Origin of the sequence: Nocardioides sp. (assembly GCF_035429765.1) — a bacterium.
Taxonomy (GTDB): domain Bacteria; phylum Actinomycetota; class Actinomycetes; order Propionibacteriales; family Nocardioidaceae; genus Nocardioides.
This window is the reverse complement of the sequence record NZ_DAOMFK010000058.1, coordinates 1-15,380: the sequence shown is the minus strand read 5'-3', so window position 1 is coordinate 15,380 and position 15,380 is coordinate 1. Positions and strand designations below refer to the sequence as shown.

Sequence of the window (15,380 nt, the reverse complement as noted above, 5' to 3'; positions counted from 1 at the left end):
ACCCCTGGCCTCCCGACCCCTGCACCCCCTCCTGCGCCGCCACCGGGCGCCTCCGGCGGGTACGGGGGTCGAGGTCGCCCCCGCCGGAGTGATCGAACACATGTTCGAACACGACTACGCTACACCCCTCCCCCGGCGGTTCGTCAACCCCCGGCCGCAGGTTCAGGGAGCCGGCGAAGTGGGCGCCCGTCCCGACCACTGCGGCCCAGCGACCACGGCGACGCTCACGTCCCCACCGCTCAGTCCGCGCGGAGGTACGCACTGGTGTCCCGGTGCCACAGACACACCAGGATCGCGGCGTTCAGTCCGAGGGCGACCACCGTGAGCCCCACGAAGAGCGGCGGGATGGCACGGGCCATGCCCACGCCGGTCGCGAAGACGACGAAGAGCACCGTCGCGGTCAGCGCGATCCGCGCCCAGCCGTGCCCGGCCCGGACGAAGACCACCAGGACTCCGATCAGGCCGGCGTACACGACGAACAGCACCAGCGCCAGCGGAACGAAGTTCGGGATGTTGATCGAGCTCTCCCGCAGCGCGTCCAGGCCGCCCTCGTCGAGGATCGCCTGGGCCGCCTTGTTCCCCTCGGCCCAGGTCAGCACCAGGTCGTCACGGAACACGTAGGTGAGCAGGGCGACCAACCCGCTCCACGCCACGACGGCCCGCACCAGCCAGATGGTGGCCGTGAGCGACCCGGGCATTTCCCGCTCCATACCTGCTTCACCCGTCCGTCCTGTGCGCCACCGGACCGGGGTCCTGGCTAGGGTCTCGCCATGACCTCCGAGCACCCGGCGATCAGCCGGTTCCGCGCCGAACACACCCTACGGGGTGGGTCCGGCGAGATCGTGATCCTGCCAGACTCGGTGCACACCGCGGCACTGGCCGCCGAGGCTCTGGGCTGCGAGGTGGGGGCGATCGCCAACAGCCTGCTCTTCGACGGCGACGGGTCGCCGGTGCTGATCCTCACCTCCGGCGACCACCGGGTCGATACGAGGGTGGCCGCGGCCGCCCTCGGTGTCACCTCGCTGCGCCGGGCCTCCCCCGAGTTCGTGCGGAGCCACACCGGACAGGTCATCGGCGGCGTGTCGCCGGTCGGCCACCCTGCACCCGTGCCGACCTACATCGACTCGTGGCTGCGGCGGTACGACGAGGTGTGGGCCGCCGCCGGACACCCGGCCGCGGTGTTCTCGACCTCCTTCGACGAGCTGGTCGTCCTGACCGGCGCGGTCGAGATCGAGGTCGCCTGATGGAGTCCCTGGCCCTGGTCTTCTCCAACGGCTGGGCGAGCGGCGTCAACGCCTACCTGGTGGTGCTGGTCCTGGGCGTCGCCGACCGGGTGGGGCGCGTGTCCGACATCCCCGACGTGCTCGGCACCTGGCCGGTGCTCGCCGCGGCCGGCTTCATGTTCGCGATGGAGTTCGTCGCCGACAAGATCCCCTACGTCGACTCCACCTGGGACGCGGTCTCGACCGTCATCCGACCCACCGTCGGCGCGGTGATCGGCGTCCTGCTGGCCGGGGACGCCACGACGCTGGAGCAGGCGGTGCTCGGCGTGGTCGGAGGCGGAACCGCACTGCTGTCCCACCTGGTGAAGGCCGGCAGCCGCCTGGCGATCAACTCCTCCCCGGAGCCGGTCACCAACGTCACCGCGAGCGTGGCCGAGGACCTCACGGTCCTGGCGGTCGTCTGGTTCGCGCTGGAGCACCCGCGCGCCGCGGCCCTGATCGCCGCGGTGCTCCTGGTGCTCGGGCTGACCGCGCTCTACCTGCTCGCGCGGCTGGTCCGCCGAGGCTGGCGGCGCTGGACGGGACGGTCCCCCGCCGAGCCCGCCGCCTGACCGGGACGGGGCAACGGTGGCACGCGTGGTCGTGGTCGGCGGTGGCCTGGGTGGGACGGCCGCAGCCGCCAGGCTCGCCAAGCTGGGCCACGAGGTCGCCCTGGTCGAGCGGTCCGGGTCGCTCGGCGGCGTGCTCCTGCCCGTGGCCGCCGACGGGTTCACCTGGCCGCAGGGGCCCTCGGTCCTGCTCCTGCCCGCGGTGGTCCGCGACCTGTTCCGCAAGACCGGGCGCCCCCTCGAGCGGGAGCTGGAGCTGCTCCCGGTACCGGTGGTCCGCGAGCACCGGTTCGCCGACGGGTCCTCGGTGCGTCTTCCCGCAGGCTCGCGGGCCGCACAGCTCCACGCCGTCGAGGCCCTCGGCAGCGGCCTGGGCCGGCAGTGGGTCACGCACGTCGACTCGCTGGCCGCGGACTGGGAGCTGATGCGCCGGGACTACTTCGAGCGGCCCTGGGACCCGGCGTCGGGCCCGCGGGCTGTGGCCGCACGCCTCGCGAGCCGGGACACCGTGGACCGGCGGCTGCGCCGAGGGCTCCACGACCCGCGGCTGCGGCTGCTGGCGGCCCATCCGCTGCGGAGCCTGGGCCAGGACCCGCGCCGGGTGCCTGCCTGGATGGCGGTGTGGCCGTACGTCGAGCAGCGTTTCGGCGGTTGGTCCCCGGCCGGGGGGACGGGGGCCCTGGCCGAGGCCGTGGCGAGCCGGCTCACCACCCGGGGCGTCGACGTGCACACCTCCACCCGCGCCAGGGACGTGGTCGTGCGGGCAGGACGCGCGGTCGCCGTGGCCACCGACGCCGGTGACCTCCCGGCGGATGTGGTGGTGTGCGCGGTCGACCCGCACCTGCTCCCGACGCTGGCGGCGTACGTCCGGAGGACCGACCCCGCGCCGTTGCCGCCGACGACCCACCTGGGCCTGGCCGGGGGCCAGGACGACCCCGCACCCGAGATCGTGCTGCACGGCGACCCGGACCTGGTGGTGCGCACGACCGGCGCAGCGCCGCCGGGTGCCAGCGCCTGGACCGTGCACGGGGCCCGGCCCGAGGCGCTCCTGACCGAGCTCGCCCGTCGGGGCCTGGACGTGCGGGACCGGGTCGTCGTCCGGGTGGACCGCTCCCCACAGGAGCTGCTCGACCAGTGGGGCGGCTCGCCGCTCGGCGTGCGCTGGCGAGGGCGCGGCACCGTGCGCCGCCGGCTCGGGCCCACGACGCCGGTCCAAGGGGTGTACGCCGCCGGGGCCCACGCCACGCCCGGCGCCGGTCTGCCGTTCGTGGGGCTGTCGGCGGCACTCGTCGCCCAGGCGGTGGGGCCGGCGTGAGCCACCGGCCCGTCCCGACCTCAGGCCAGGCGCCAGGTCACCGTCAGCGAGGCGGGCACCGCCCGCTCACCGGGCTCGAAGGAGACCTCCGCCGCCTTCGCCGCCAGGGGACGCACCGGCGACCCGGGCCCGGGCCCTCCCTCGACCACAGCGACCAGGTCACCGAGCCGGGCACCGCCCAGCCCGGCCAGGTGCTCGGCCCGCGCGCGCGCGTCCGCGAACGCCTCCTCCCGGGCCTGGGTCTGCGCCGCCCGGACATCGGCGACCTCCAGGGAGATCCCCTCGACACGGAGCCGGTCTCCGGCCGCGCCCGCCAGCGCGGAGACCAGCCGCCCGGCGGCGGCCACGTCGGCCACCATGACCGTGAGGCTGTGCCGGGCCTCGAACCCCGTGGGCGCGCCGTGCTGGTCGTGGGCCGGCCACACGCCGAAGTCGGCCGTCCCGATCCGGGCCGGCTCGGTGAAGCCGCGAGCCACCCCGATGATCTCCTCGACGGCCGAGGCGACCCCCGCACAGGCCTCGGCGACTTCCGCGCCGCGGTGGCTCGCAGCCACCCGCAGCACGGCCGTGTCGGGGGCAACCGTCGCGGTGCCCTGACCGGTGACGGTCACGGTGCGTCTCATGGCGCCGAATGTAGCCTGCGGCCGGTCAGGTCGTGATCCGCAGCGCGTCGAAGATCTCGAGCGTCGCACGGGACCGGTTGAGCGTGAAGAAGTGCAGCCCGGGCGCTCCACCGGCGAGCAGGTCCTCGCACAGCTCGGTCGCGATGGACACCCCCTCGCGGCGGACGTCCGCGGGGTCCGACAGACCCTCGAGGCGAGCCAGGACCTGACGCGGGATGTCCGCCCCCGACAGCTCGGCCATCCGGCGCACCGAGCGGAGGTTCGTGATGGGCATGATGCCCGGGAGGATGGGGATCTGCACACCGCGGGCACGCACCCGCTCGACCAGCGAGAAGTAGTCGGCGGCCCGGAAGAACAGCTGCGTCACCGCGAACTCCGCTCCGGCACGGGCCTTCTCGCACAGCACGTCGGCGTCGTCGTCCAGGGACCGCGCCGACGGGTGGCCCTCGGGGAACGCGGCGACGCCGACGCTGAAGGAGCCGACCTCGTGCGCGAGGGTCACCAGCTCCCGGGCGTGGGTGAGGCCGCCCTCGGTGGGCGCCCACGGAGCCCTCGGCCCCTCCTTCGGATCCCCGCGCAGGGCCAGGATGTGGTGCACCCCCGCGTCGGCGTACGACCGCAGGATGTCGACCAGCTCGGCGCGGGTGTGGCCGACACAGGTCAGGTGACCCATCGCCCGCATCGTCGTCTCCCGGGCGATCCGCCCGGTGATCTGCACGGTGGTGTCCCGGGTGGATCCGCCGGCGCCGTAGGTGACCGACACGAAGGTCGGTGCGTACGGCTCGAGGTCGCGGATGGCCTGCCAGAGCTGGTCGGCCCCGGCGGCGTCGCGGGGCGGCATGAACTCGAAGGAGACCGACCGCCCGCCACGCGCGATGAGCTCGCCGATGCGCTCCAGCCCCTCCGTCATGGCGCAGATCGTACGGCCCCGGGCGGCGGGGCAGGGGCGGCGTCCACTGACTAGGCTCGACGGGTGACCTCCTCCCCGTCGACGTGGGACGCCGCCGCGTTCCGGGACCGCATCCAGGCGACGCTCGACGTCTTTCTCGACGAGCAGGCCGAGCGGCTCACGCCGCTCGGACCGGACGCTGCCCGGTTGCTGGCCGAGGCGAGGACCTGCGTGCGCGGGGGGAAACGGCTGCGGGCGGCGTTCTGCTACTGGGGCTACCGGTCGGTCCGGCCCGGTGGCCAGGAGGAGCCGGCGGACGAGGAGCAGGCGCTGCTCCGGGCCTGCTCCTCCGTGGAGCTGCTGCACGCCAGCGCGCTGGTCCACGACGACTTCATGGACGCCTCCGACACCCGCCGCGGCCGGCCCGCAACGCACCGGGCCTTCGCCGAGGCCCACCGTCAGGAGGGGTGGCCGGGGAGCGCGCAGCAGTACGGCGCTGCGGCCGCGATCCTGCTGGGGGACCTGCTGCTCTCGTGGGCCGACGAGCTGCTGCGCCGCTGCGGGCTTCCGCTCGCCCGGGTCGCCCCGGCCCTGGACGTGTTCGACCTGTGCCGCTCCGAGGTGATCACCGGCCAGTTCCTCGACGTGTCGGCGCAGGCTCGCGGGACGGCCGACGTGGACGCGGCGATGACCGTGCTGCGCTTCAAGTCAGCCAAGTACTCCGTGGAGCGGCCGATCCACATCGGGGCCGCACTCGCAGGGGCCTCTCCCCGGCAGGTGGACCAGCTGGCCGCCTTCGGCCTGCCCCTCGGCGAGGCGTTCCAGCTGCGCGACGACCTGCTGGGGGTGTTCGGAGACCCGGTGAGCACGGGAAAGCCGGCCGGGGACGACCTGGTGGAGGGCAAGCGCACGGTGCTGGTGGCCCTCGCGCTGGACGCCGCACCACCGGAGATGGCCGCCCGGCTGGACGCCGCGCTGGGCACGCCCCTGGAGCCTGCGCAGGTCGCCGAGCTGCGCGGCATCATCGACCGCTCCGGGGCCCACGCCCAGGTGGAGCAGGTGATCGACCAGCTCTCCTCGCACGCGCTCGCCGCCCTCGACCGGGCCGACGTCGCGGCTCCCGCGAAGGGGGTGCTGCGGGACCTGGCCGCCGCCGCCACCCACCGAGTGGGTTGAGCCGGACCCTGCCTGACCGTCGAGGCCGGTCAGTCGAGGCTGACCAGGTCCGGCTGCTCGGGCCCCTCGCCGCGCAGCAGCACCGCGAAGGCGCCACGGCGCCCGGTCGCGGCGCGCTCCGCCAGCGCGTCGAGAGCGGACGCGAACGCGGTGGGGTCGCGGCGCGCGAAGGGGCCCCAGCCGTCCCACAGCAGCAGGGTCCCGCGGCTCTCCTCCGCCCTCACCTCGCGCAGGCAGTCGGCCAGGGCGTCGAGATTGCGGCCGTACCACTCCGGGAAGCCCAGCGCCTCGCCGACCGCGGCCAGGAACTCCTTCTTGGTCTCCCCGTGCCAGCCGTCGACATGGGCGAAGCGCCAGCCGGCGTGCTCCACGGTGTGCCGCACGTCGACCGCGTCGAAGGCGCCATGCCACCGGTAGACGCCGGGCGGGGTACGACCGGCCAGCAGGGCTGCGAGTCCGCTCATCGCTGGATCCTCTCGAACGACTGGTAATGGTCCTCGGTCCAGTAGTACTCCCCCTCGTCACCCGTGACGATGCGCCGGGCGCCGCGGTCGTCGGAGCCGGGGGTCTCGACCGTGTACTCGTGGTAGTACCCGTAGCCTCGGTCGGGCAGGACGCCCTCGCGGTTCTGGAACACCTCGCCGTCCTCGTCGTGGGGGAAGGGGCCGCCCGCGTCGATCAGCGCGAGGGTCTGGCCGGCCTCGGGAGGCAACGACGCCACGTCGACGACCGGCAGTCCCGAGACGGGGTCCACCGAGGCCCCGCCGAGCCCCACCGAGACGCCGGCCGTGGCGGTGGGACGGGCCTCAGTGCCGACCGGGCCGGCCTGGCCGCCGGTCACCAGGCGGGCGCCCACGGCCAGTGCGGCCACGACCAGCGCCGTCAGCAGCAGCGACCTTGTCCGGGGGCCCACGGGCCGGCCTAGTAGGCCATCGCCTGGGCGCGACGCTTGACCTCCGAGCCGCGGTTCTCCCGCAGGGCGTCGATGGGGCGGCCGGGAAGGTCGGCGTCGGAGAAGATCCACTCGATGCACTCGCGGTCGTCGTACCCGCCGTCGTGCAGGACGGTGAGCAGGCCGGGCAGCCCTTTGACGACCTCCGCTCCCTGCAGGAAGTCGGCCGGTACGCGCTGGCCCTCACCCGGCACCGGAACCGCCGCGGCGAGCTGGTGGTCGCGGATCATCGTGCGCACCTTGCCGACACTGACGTCGAGGCGGCGGGCCACCTCGGCCCAGTCCAGCCACTCGGCCACCAGGTCGGTGAGGTCCGGGGCGGTGGGATCGGTCATGCTCCCACTCTGACAGAGCCGGTCTGACGCCGGACAGCCCGGCCGGAGAGACCGGTGGGGCCGCCACGCCGGACCCGGCATTGGGACGCACGGCGGCCGGTTCCGTACGATTGGGGCTCCGGATCGTTCGCCGTCCGGACGTTCGGAGGTCGAGCAAGTGCAGTCAGACGAGGGCGCCCCGGCGCACGCCGGGGGGCTTGGGCCCGTGCGCGGCGACGCCGGCGACCCCCTGGCCGGCCGTCTGCTGGACGGGAGGTACGAGGTCGGCGCCCGGATCGCCCGGGGCGGGATGGCCAGCGTCTACGAGGCCACCGACCTGCGCCTGGACCGGATGGTGGCGGTCAAGGTGATGCACCCCGGGCTGGGCGACGACGCGGACTTCGCCGCCCGGTTCGTCCGCGAGGCCCGGGCCGCGGCCCGGATCTCCCACCCGAACGTCGTGGCCGTCTACGACCAGGGCAACGACAACGGCGTGGTGTTCCTGGTGATGGAGCACGTGCGGGGCCGCACCCTGCGCGACCTGATCCGCGCCGAGGCTCCCATGCCTCCCTCCCGGGCCCTGGCGCTGCTCGAGCCGGTGCTGGGGGCCCTGGCGGCCGCGCACCGGGAGGGGCTGATCCACCGCGACGTCAAGCCGGAGAACGTGCTGATCGCCAACGACGGGGGGATCAAGGTCGCCGACTTCGGACTGGCCAAGGCGGTCAACGCCGACACCCAGCACACGGCGACCGGGGGTGTGCTCATCGGCACCGTGTCCTACCTCGCCCCCGAGCTGGTCGTCGAGGGGCGCGCCGACCCCCGGGCGGACGTGTACGCCGCGGGCGTGGTGCTCTACGAGCTGCTGACCGGCGTCAAGCCCCACGAGGGCGAGTCGCCGATCCAGGTCGCCTACAAGCACGTGCACTCCGACGTCCCGCCCCCCTCCGAGCTGGTGCCGGGCATCCCCGACTACGTGGACGCGCTGGTGGCCAGGGCGACCGCGCGCGACCAGAGCCAGCGCCCCCCCGACGCGGGAGTGATGCTGCACCAGATGCACCGGGTGGCCCAGGCCCTCGCGGACGGGGTGGTGGCCGACCCCGACCTCACCGCCGACCTGGCGCTCCCCGCCTCGGCGGGGGTCGCGGCGGGTCTCCTCGAGGCGGCTGCGGACCGAGACGGCCTTCCCGAGATCGTCGAGCCCGACGAGCCGGTCCTCGACCAGCCGTACGACGAGATGTCCGGGGGCGACCAGCAGACGCCGGCCGGCGACGACTGGGAGCAGATGTGGCAGCAGCTCGAGGAGGAGCCGGAGGACTACCCGGCAGAGGAGCTGACGACCGCGCTGGAGCACACCGCCGAGCGAGTGGTGCAGCCTGTGGTGGACGTCCCGCACGAGCCCACCACGACGCTGCACTCCCCGACGTACCCTCCCGCACCGCCCGGCCCACCTGCCCTCACCGGCGACGAGGCCACGCCTGGGCCGCCACGACGGTCGCGACGAGGGCTCGTCCTGCTGGTCCTCGCCCTGCTCGTCGCCGTGACCGTGGGGGTGGGGGCCTGGTGGTTCGGCTGGGGCCGGTACACCTCGACACCGTCGGTCATCGGGCTCGGCGAGAAGGAGGCCGTGGCGAAGATCGAGGCGGCCGGCCTGGTCGCCGACACCTCGGACCCGGCGTACTCCGAGGAGGTCCCCGAGGGCGAGGTGATCAGCACCGACCCCGACGCGGGCACCCGCATCCTCGACGGCGGGACCGTGTCCGTGGTGGTCTCGCTGGGCAAGGAGCGCTACCGGGTGCCCGACGTGCTCGGGCTCACCGAGGACCGCGCCCAGCAGCGCATCGCCCAGCGCCACCTCGCGTACGGCACCTCCACCCAGCGCTGGAGCGAGACGGTGCCGGAGGGCAGGGTCATCGCGACCACCCCGAAGGCGGGCAAGCGCGTCAAGCCGGACACCGTGGTCGACCTGGTGGTCAGCAAGGGCCGCAAGCCCATCAGGGTCGCCGACTGGACGGGCAAGGACGCCGACGAAGCGACCCGGGCCCTCGAGGCGAAGGGGCTGGTCGTCGACAGCAGCGAGGAGTACTCCGACACCGTGGCCTCCGGTGACGTGATCAGCCAGACCCCGTCGTCGGGGACGCTGTACCGCGGGGACACGGTCACCCTGGTGGTCTCCCGGGGGCCTGAGCTGGTGGAGGTCCCGCGCGCCGGTGTGATCGCCGCGGGCGTGGACGACGCGCGCCGGACCCTGGAGGACCTCGGGTTCAAGGTGAAGATCCGTGAGGACGAGGCCTACCTGGGCCTCGGCTTCGTCCGCCGCACCGACCCCCCGGCCGGCACGATGGTCCCCAAGGGCAGCACCATCACGCTGTACCTGATCTGAGCACGCCCATGCCTGTCCCGGCCGTGCGCAACCCGATCGGCACCCATGTCACGGTCGGCTCCGGGCTGGTCTCCGGGGCGCTGGCCCGCGCCGACGCCCTGGGATGCGAGGCGATCCAGATCTTCGCGGGCAACCCCCGGGGGTGGGCCCTCGCGGCGGGCGACCCGGCCGCGGACGCCCGGTTCCGCACCGAGGCCGCCCGTCGCGGGCTCCGCGTGCTGGTCCACGCGCCGTACCTGGTGAACCTGGGCTCCCCCACGCCGTCGACCTACGAGCGCTCGGTCGCGCTTGTGGCCCACACCCTGGCGCGGGCCGCCCGGCTGGGCGCGGAGGGGGGGGTGGTCCACACCGGCTCGGCCGTGGACGAGGCGGCCGGCGAGGAGGGGTACGCCGCCGCCCTCGGGCGGGTGCGCGCCGGGCTGCTGCCCCTGCTGGACGCTGTGACGGGAGACGACGCCCCGGGGCTGCTGCTCGAGCCCACGGCAGGCCAGGGCCGCTCCCTGTGCGCCGGCGTGGACGACCTGGCGGCGTACCTGGAGGCGCTCGACCACCACCCCAAGGCCGGGATCTGCCTGGACACCTGCCACGTGTTCGCCGCCGGCGCGCCCCTGGACGAGCCCGGCGGCGCCACGGCCACCCTGGACAGGTTGGTCGAGATCGCCGGGCCCGGACGCCTGCGGCTGGTCCACGCCAACGACTCGATGGACGTGCGCGGCGCCACCCGGGACCGGCACCAGCGCCTCGGCGAGGGCCACATCGGCGTCGGGGCCTTCCGCGAGCTGCTCGCCCACCCGGAGACCGCCGGCGTGCCGTTCATCGTGGAGACGCCGGGGTCCCGCGACCCCGGCAACCGGGACCTCCCGCTCCTGCGCGCCCTGCGCGAGGACGTGCAGGCGGGGGTGGCGCGGTGACCCCTGCGGCGACGTCGAGGCACTCGTTGCCGGCCACCCTCGCCCTGCTCGCCGTGACCGCGACCTGGGGCTCGACCTTCTTCCTGATCAAGGACGTCCTCGTCCGCGTGCCGACGCTGGACTTCCTGGCCATCCGGTTCGCCCTGGCCAGCGTGTTCATGGTGGCGATCGCGCCCCGCGCACTCGGGCGCCTCGACCCCGCCTCCCGGCGGCACGCGCTGCTGCTCGGCGGCCTCTACGGGATCGGCCAGATCCTGCAGACGGCCGGGCTGGCCACCACGCCGGCGAGCGTGTCGGGGTTCATCACGGGAATGTACGTCGTGGCGACCCCGCTGCTCGTGGCGCTGCTGCTGCGCACCCCGGTCCCGCCGCTCACCTGGGTGGCCGTCGGCCTGGCCACCGCCGGGCTGGCGGTGCTGACCCTCAACGGGTTCTCGGTCGGGTACGGCGAGCTGCTCATCCTGGTCGCGGCGATCCTCTACGCCCTCCACATCGTGGGGCTGGGCGTGTGGTCCAGGCACGACCAGGCGGTGGGGATGTCGATCATCCAGATCATGGTGATCGCCGGGATCTGCTTCGTGGCGACCGTGCCCGACGGGATCACCCTCCCCGACCGCCCCGCCGACTGGGCGGCCATCCTCTACATGGCGGTGTTCGCCGGTGGACTGGCGATGATCGGCCAGACCTGGGCGCAGGCGCACCTGCCCCCGACGCGGACCGCGATCATCATGACGATGGAGCCGGTGTTCGCCACGGTCTTCGCGGTCCTGCTGGGCGGCGAGGCGTTCACCAGCCGGATGGCGCTGGGGGGCGTGCTGGTCCTGGCCGCGATGCTGATGGTCGAGCTGCTGCCCCGACGCCGGGTGGAGGCCGAGGTCACCCACATCGCGGTGTGAGCCCGGCGTACGACCGGTCCCGCCAACAGGTGCGGGTTTCCCCGGGTGGGGAATCCGACACCCCCACCTCACAGCCGGGCGAGCACCCCAGCAGCCCGGCGCGCGTCCTCGGCCGACACGTCGAGGTGGGTGACCAGGCGGACGGTGGTCGGTCCGACGGTGGAGACCCGCACCCCCTCGGCCTCGGCCGCGGCGACGAACCGGCCCGCGTCGGACCGCTCCAGCACCACGATGTTGGTGTCCACCGACGCCGGGTCCACCCCGACCGCCTCGGCCAGCAGCCGGGCGTGGGCGTGGTCGTCGGCGAGCCGCTCGAGGTGGTGGTCCAGGGCGTAGAGGCCCGCGGCCGCCAGCACGCCGACCTGCCGGAGCCCGGCGCCCATCCGCTTGCGCCAGACCCGCGCCTCGGCGACGGCGTCGGCGGGGCCGACCACGAGGGAGCCGACCGGCGCGCCCAGGCCCTTGGACAGGCACACCGCGAGCACGTCGGCGACCGCGGCGTACTCCGCCAGCGGGACCCCGGTCGCCACGTGCGCGTTCCAGAGGCGCGCGCCGTCCATGTGCACCCCTACCCCGACCTGGTCGGCCCAGGAGCGCAGCGCCTGCAGCCCGGCCAGCGGCTGGACGGCACCGCCGGCGAAGTTGTGGGTGTTCTCGACGCTCACCGCAGCGGTCGCGACGAAGAAGGGACCCATCTCCGGGGCGAACAGCCCGCCGACCGCATCCAGGTCCACCTCCCCGCGGGGGTGCGTCCAGGTGCGCATGGTCACGCCGGTGTACGCCGCGTGCGCGCCGAGCTCGGACCGGGCGATGTGCGCGGAGGACTCGCAGAGCACCTCCTGGCCGACCGCGACGAGGGACCGCAGCGCCAGCAGGTTCGCCAGCGACCCGGTGGGGGTGAACAGCGCGGCCTCGTGCCCGAGCAGGTCCGCGACCCGCTCCTGCAGCGCCAGCACGGTGGGATCCTCGCCGTACACGTCGTCCCCGACGTCGGCGCGCGCCATCGCGGCGCGCATGCCCTCACCGGGCCGGGTGACGGTGTCGGACCTCAGGTCGATCATCAGCGCTGCTTGTCGGCCGAGCGCAGCATCTCGGCCACCAGGAACGCCAGCTCCAGGGACTGCACCCGGTTCAACCGCGGGTCGCAGACCGACTCGTAGCGGTTGCCCAGGTCCATCTCCGCCAGCTCCTCGCCGCCCCCGACACACTCGGTGACGTCGTCGCCGGTGAGCTCGACGTGGATCCCGCCGGGCCAGGTCCCCAGCGACCGGTGCACGTCGAAGAAGCCCTGCACCTCCTCGATCACGTCGTCGAAGGCCCGGGTCTTGTAGCCGGAGGAGGCCTCGAAGGTGTTGCCGTGCATGGGGTCGCACACCCACGCCACCTGCACGCCGGCGGCGGTCACCTTCTCGACCAGCTCGGGCAGCGCCTCGCGGATCCGCCCGGCCCCGAACCGGGTGATGAAGGTCAGCCGCCCCGCCTCGTTGTCCGGGTTGAGCCGCGCCGCGAGCGCCAGCGCCTCGTCCGCGGTCGCGGACGGGCCGAGCTTGACCCCGACCGGGTTGCGGATGTGGCTGAGGAGCTCCACGTGGGCGTTGTCGATCTGCCGGGTTCGCTCGCCGATCCACACCATGTGCCCGGAGACGTCGTAGGGCAGGCCGGTACGCGAGTCGATACGGGTCATCGCCTGCTCGTACTCCAGCACCAGCGCCTCGTGCGAGGAGTGGAAGTCGACGCGGTGGAACTCGTCGGGGTTCGCACCGATGGCCTTCATGAACACCAGAGCGCGCTCGATCTCGTTCGCCATCGACTCGTACTGCTGGCCGATGGGGGACTCGCGGACGAAGTCGGTGTTCCAGGTGTGCACCTGGCGCAGGTCGGCGTAGCCACCGGTGACGAAGGCGCGCACCAGGTTGAGCGTCGCGGCCGACGCGTTGTAGACGTCGACCAGCCGCTGCGGGTCGGGGACCCTGGCCTCGGGGGTGAACTCGAAGCCGTTGACGGCGTCGCCACGGTACGCCGGCAGGGTGACGCCACGCCGGCTCTCGGTGTCGGAGGAGCGCGGCTTGGCGTACTGGCCGGCCAGTCGGCCGACCTTGACGACCGGGACCGAGGCGGCATAGGTCAGCACCACCGCCATCTGCAGCAGCACCCGCAGCTTGTTGCGCACGTTGTCGGCCGTGACTCCGGCGAAGGTCTCGGCGCAGTCGCCACCCTGCAGCATGAACGCCTCACCGCGGGCCACCGCGGCGATCTTGTCCTTCAGCTCGTCACACTCGCCGGCGAAGACCAGCGGCGGCATGGTGCGCAGCCGGGAGACCGCAGCCTGCACCGCGGCGGGGTCCGGGTAGCGCGGCTGCTGGGCAGGCCCGAGCGCGTGCAGGGCCTCGAGACTGGGGATGGTCACCGGCCAAGGGTACGCGCCCCCGGCCGTCACCACCGCATCCCGCAGGGCGCGGCCGGCGTCGGTCAGCCGAAGAAGACCCGGGCTTCCTCGTACTCCTCCCGGGAGACCAGCTTCAGCTCGCGGGTGCCCTCCAGGAGCGGCACCCGGACGATCTGCGTGCCGTGCTGGGCGACCATGACCCCGAACTCGCCGTCGGCCACGGCCTGGATGGCGTGCAGGCCGAAGCGGGTGGCCAGCCAGCGGTCGTACACCGTCGGCGTCCCCCCGCGCTGCACGTGGCCGAGCACCACGACCCGGGACTCCTTGCCCGTCCGCTCCTCGATCTCCTCGGCCAGCCGGTCACCGATCCCGCCCAGCCGGACGTGACCGAAGGCGTCGGTCTCCAGGCTCTGCAGGGTCATCCCGCCGCCCACGGCGGGCACCGCACCCTCGGACACGACGATGATCGGGGCGAACCCGTCCGCGAACCGCGACTGGACCCAGCCACACACCTCGTCGATGTCGAAGGGATGCTCGGGGATCAAGACGGCCGCGGCCCCGCCGGCGATGCCCGCGTGGAGGGCGATCCAGCCGGCGTGACGGCCCATCACCTCGACCACGAGCACCCGCTGGTGGGACTCGGCGGTCGTGTGCAGCCGGTCGATGGCCTCCACCGCGATGCTCACCGCGGTGTCGAAGCCGAAGGTGAAGTCGGTGCCGGACAGGTCGTTGTCGATGGTCTTGGGGACCCCGACCACGTTCACGCCGAGGTCGGCCAGCTTGGTCGCCACGCCGAGCGTGTCCTCGCCGCCGATCGCGATCAGCGCGTCGACGCCGTCCTTGGACAGGTTCTCCTCGATCCGCTCCACGCCACGCTCGAGCTTGAAGGGGTTGGTGCGCGAGGACTTCAAGATGGTGCCGCCGCGCGGCAGGATCCCCCGCACCGTCTCACGGGTGAGGTCCATGGTGAGGTTCTCGAGGGGCCCCCGCCAGCCCTCCCGGTAGCCGACGAACTCGTAGCCGTACTCCTGGACGCCTTTGCGCACCACGGCACGGATCACGGCGTTCAGGCCCGGGCAGTCGCCGCCGCCGGTGAGCACTCCAACACGCATGACCCTCTCCTGACTCTCACGGGTGACCCGCTGCTTGGATCGATCCAAGCAGCGCCCACGAGCCTAGCGGTGTCCCCGCCCGTCGACCATACCCGCCCCGCCGGGGGCCCCGCTCGTCTCGTCGTTCGCCGCAGGCCGGCGCCACCACCGGCGGCCCGGGCACACTACTGTCGGCCCATGACCTTCTCGATCGTGGCCCGCTCCGCCGATGGGGAGTCCTGGGGCGTGGCCGTCGCCTCGAAGTTCCTGGCGGTCGGCTCGGCCGTCCCCGCTGCGGTTGCCGGGGTCGGCGCGATCGCCACCCAGGCCGATGCCAACGTCGCGTTCAAGGGCCAGGCCCTGGCGCACCTGGACGACGGGGCGACCGCCGACGTGGCGCTGCAGCGGCTCCTGGAGGACGACGAGGGGCGCGACCACCGCCAGGTCGGCATCATCGACGTGGAGGGCAACGCGGCCAGCCACACCGGCCCGGCCTGTCTGGAGTGGGCGGGCGGGCGCACCGGCCCCGGCTACGCCATCCAGGGCAACCTGCTCGCCGGGGAGGAGGTGGTCGCGGCCATGGAGTCCGCGTGGCTGGCGGCCGGCCCGGACGACC

17 protein-coding genes are annotated in these 15,380 nt (G+C 73.9%); 8 read left to right on the top strand and 9 right to left on the bottom strand.

Annotated elements, in window-relative coordinates; translation table 11 throughout:
• Positions 1-239: 239 nt before the first annotated feature.
• Positions 240-698, bottom strand: coding sequence for a hypothetical protein (locus PLP61_RS07710; RefSeq protein WP_324501949.1), 459 nt, complete (start codon positions 696-698; stop codon positions 240-242).
• A 72-nt stretch (positions 699-770) separates the two neighbouring features.
• Here PLP61_RS07710 and PLP61_RS07705 point away from each other — a divergent pair, with 72 nt between their 5' ends.
• From PLP61_RS07705 to PLP61_RS07695, 3 genes are read left to right on the top strand one after another with little or no spacing between them, the layout of a single operon-like run.
• Positions 771-1,244, top strand: coding sequence for a YbaK/EbsC family protein (locus PLP61_RS07705; protein WP_324501947.1), 474 nt, complete (start codon positions 771-773; stop codon positions 1,242-1,244).
• Entirely contained in the window at positions 1,244-1,834 is a 591-nt protein-coding gene (locus tag PLP61_RS07700; RefSeq protein ID WP_324501945.1) for a DUF4126 domain-containing protein, read from the top strand. Before PLP61_RS07705 ends, PLP61_RS07700 begins: the two co-directional genes overlap by 1 nt.
• 16 nt (positions 1,835-1,850) lie before the next feature.
• Complete coding sequence (locus PLP61_RS07695) at positions 1,851-3,146, top strand: phytoene desaturase family protein (RefSeq protein WP_324501943.1); 1,296 nt, start codon at positions 1,851-1,853, stop codon at positions 3,144-3,146.
• A gap of 20 nt (positions 3,147-3,166) precedes the next feature.
• Here PLP61_RS07695 and PLP61_RS07690 read toward each other — a convergent pair whose 3' ends face one another.
• Both PLP61_RS07690 and metF read right to left on the bottom strand, forming a co-directional pair.
• Positions 3,167-3,769: an SIMPL domain-containing protein gene (locus PLP61_RS07690; RefSeq protein ID WP_324501941.1), complete on the bottom strand. Its 603-nt coding sequence runs from the start codon at positions 3,767-3,769 to the stop codon at positions 3,167-3,169.
• A gap of 25 nt (positions 3,770-3,794) precedes the next feature.
• Positions 3,795-4,679, bottom strand: coding sequence for a methylenetetrahydrofolate reductase [NAD(P)H] (gene metF / locus PLP61_RS07685; RefSeq protein WP_324501939.1), 885 nt, complete (start codon positions 4,677-4,679; stop codon positions 3,795-3,797).
• A gap of 63 nt (positions 4,680-4,742) precedes the next feature.
• On the opposite strand from metF, the gene PLP61_RS07680 reads away from it, so the two are divergent.
• Positions 4,743-5,834: a polyprenyl synthetase family protein gene (locus PLP61_RS07680; RefSeq protein WP_324501936.1), complete on the top strand. Its 1,092-nt coding sequence runs from the start codon at positions 4,743-4,745 to the stop codon at positions 5,832-5,834.
• 29 nt (positions 5,835-5,863) lie between these two features.
• Here the strand turns inward: PLP61_RS07680 and PLP61_RS07675 are convergent, their stop codons facing one another.
• From PLP61_RS07675 to PLP61_RS07665, 3 genes are read right to left on the bottom strand one after another with little or no spacing between them, the layout of a single operon-like run.
• Entirely contained in the window at positions 5,864-6,298 is a 435-nt protein-coding gene (locus PLP61_RS07675) for a barstar family protein (RefSeq protein WP_324501934.1), read from the bottom strand.
• Positions 6,295-6,747 (bottom strand): guanyl-specific ribonuclease, encoded by a 453-nt coding sequence (locus tag PLP61_RS07670; protein WP_324501932.1) that lies wholly within the window; start codon positions 6,745-6,747, stop codon positions 6,295-6,297. Before PLP61_RS07670 ends, PLP61_RS07675 begins: the two co-directional genes overlap by 4 nt.
• Before the next feature lie 8 nt (positions 6,748-6,755).
• Positions 6,756-7,121 (bottom strand): Rv2175c family DNA-binding protein, encoded by a 366-nt coding sequence (locus PLP61_RS07665; protein ID WP_324501930.1) that lies wholly within the window; start codon positions 7,119-7,121, stop codon positions 6,756-6,758.
• Positions 7,122-7,278: 157 nt separating this feature from the next.
• On the opposite strand from PLP61_RS07665, the gene PLP61_RS07660 reads away from it, so the two are divergent.
• Genes PLP61_RS07660 through PLP61_RS07650 form a run of 3 tightly spaced genes read left to right on the top strand, consistent with a single transcriptional unit; the run spans position 7,279 to position 11,287 of the window.
• Positions 7,279-9,480, top strand: a complete 2,202-nt coding sequence (locus tag PLP61_RS07660) for a Stk1 family PASTA domain-containing Ser/Thr kinase (RefSeq protein ID WP_324501928.1) — start codon at positions 7,279-7,281, stop codon at positions 9,478-9,480.
• An 8-nt stretch (positions 9,481-9,488) separates the two neighbouring features.
• Positions 9,489-10,391, top strand: a complete 903-nt coding sequence (locus tag PLP61_RS07655) for a deoxyribonuclease IV (protein ID WP_324501927.1) — start codon at positions 9,489-9,491, stop codon at positions 10,389-10,391.
• Positions 10,388-11,287: a DMT family transporter gene (locus PLP61_RS07650; RefSeq protein WP_324501925.1), complete on the top strand. Its 900-nt coding sequence runs from the start codon at positions 10,388-10,390 to the stop codon at positions 11,285-11,287. The genes PLP61_RS07655 and PLP61_RS07650 overlap by 4 nt, the downstream gene beginning before the upstream one ends.
• Before the next feature lie 68 nt (positions 11,288-11,355).
• Here the strand turns inward: PLP61_RS07650 and PLP61_RS07645 are convergent, their stop codons facing one another.
• From PLP61_RS07645 to PLP61_RS07635, 3 genes are all read right to left on the bottom strand, one after another.
• Positions 11,356-12,348, bottom strand: coding sequence for a threonine aldolase family protein (locus PLP61_RS07645; RefSeq protein ID WP_324501923.1), 993 nt, complete (start codon positions 12,346-12,348; stop codon positions 11,356-11,358).
• On the bottom strand, positions 12,348-13,694 hold the full coding sequence (locus PLP61_RS07640; protein ID WP_324501921.1) for a class II 3-deoxy-7-phosphoheptulonate synthase: 1,347 nt from the start codon (positions 13,692-13,694) through the stop codon (positions 12,348-12,350). Before PLP61_RS07640 ends, PLP61_RS07645 begins: the two co-directional genes overlap by 1 nt.
• Positions 13,695-13,756: 62 nt before the next feature.
• Positions 13,757-14,785 (bottom strand): 6-phosphofructokinase, encoded by a 1,029-nt coding sequence (locus tag PLP61_RS07635; protein WP_324501919.1) that lies wholly within the window; start codon positions 14,783-14,785, stop codon positions 13,757-13,759.
• A 177-nt stretch (positions 14,786-14,962) separates the two neighbouring features.
• Between PLP61_RS07635 and PLP61_RS07630 the strand changes: the two genes are divergently transcribed.
• On the top strand, positions 14,963-15,380 hold a 418-nt coding region (locus tag PLP61_RS07630), incomplete at its 3' end, for a DUF1028 domain-containing protein (RefSeq protein ID WP_324501917.1).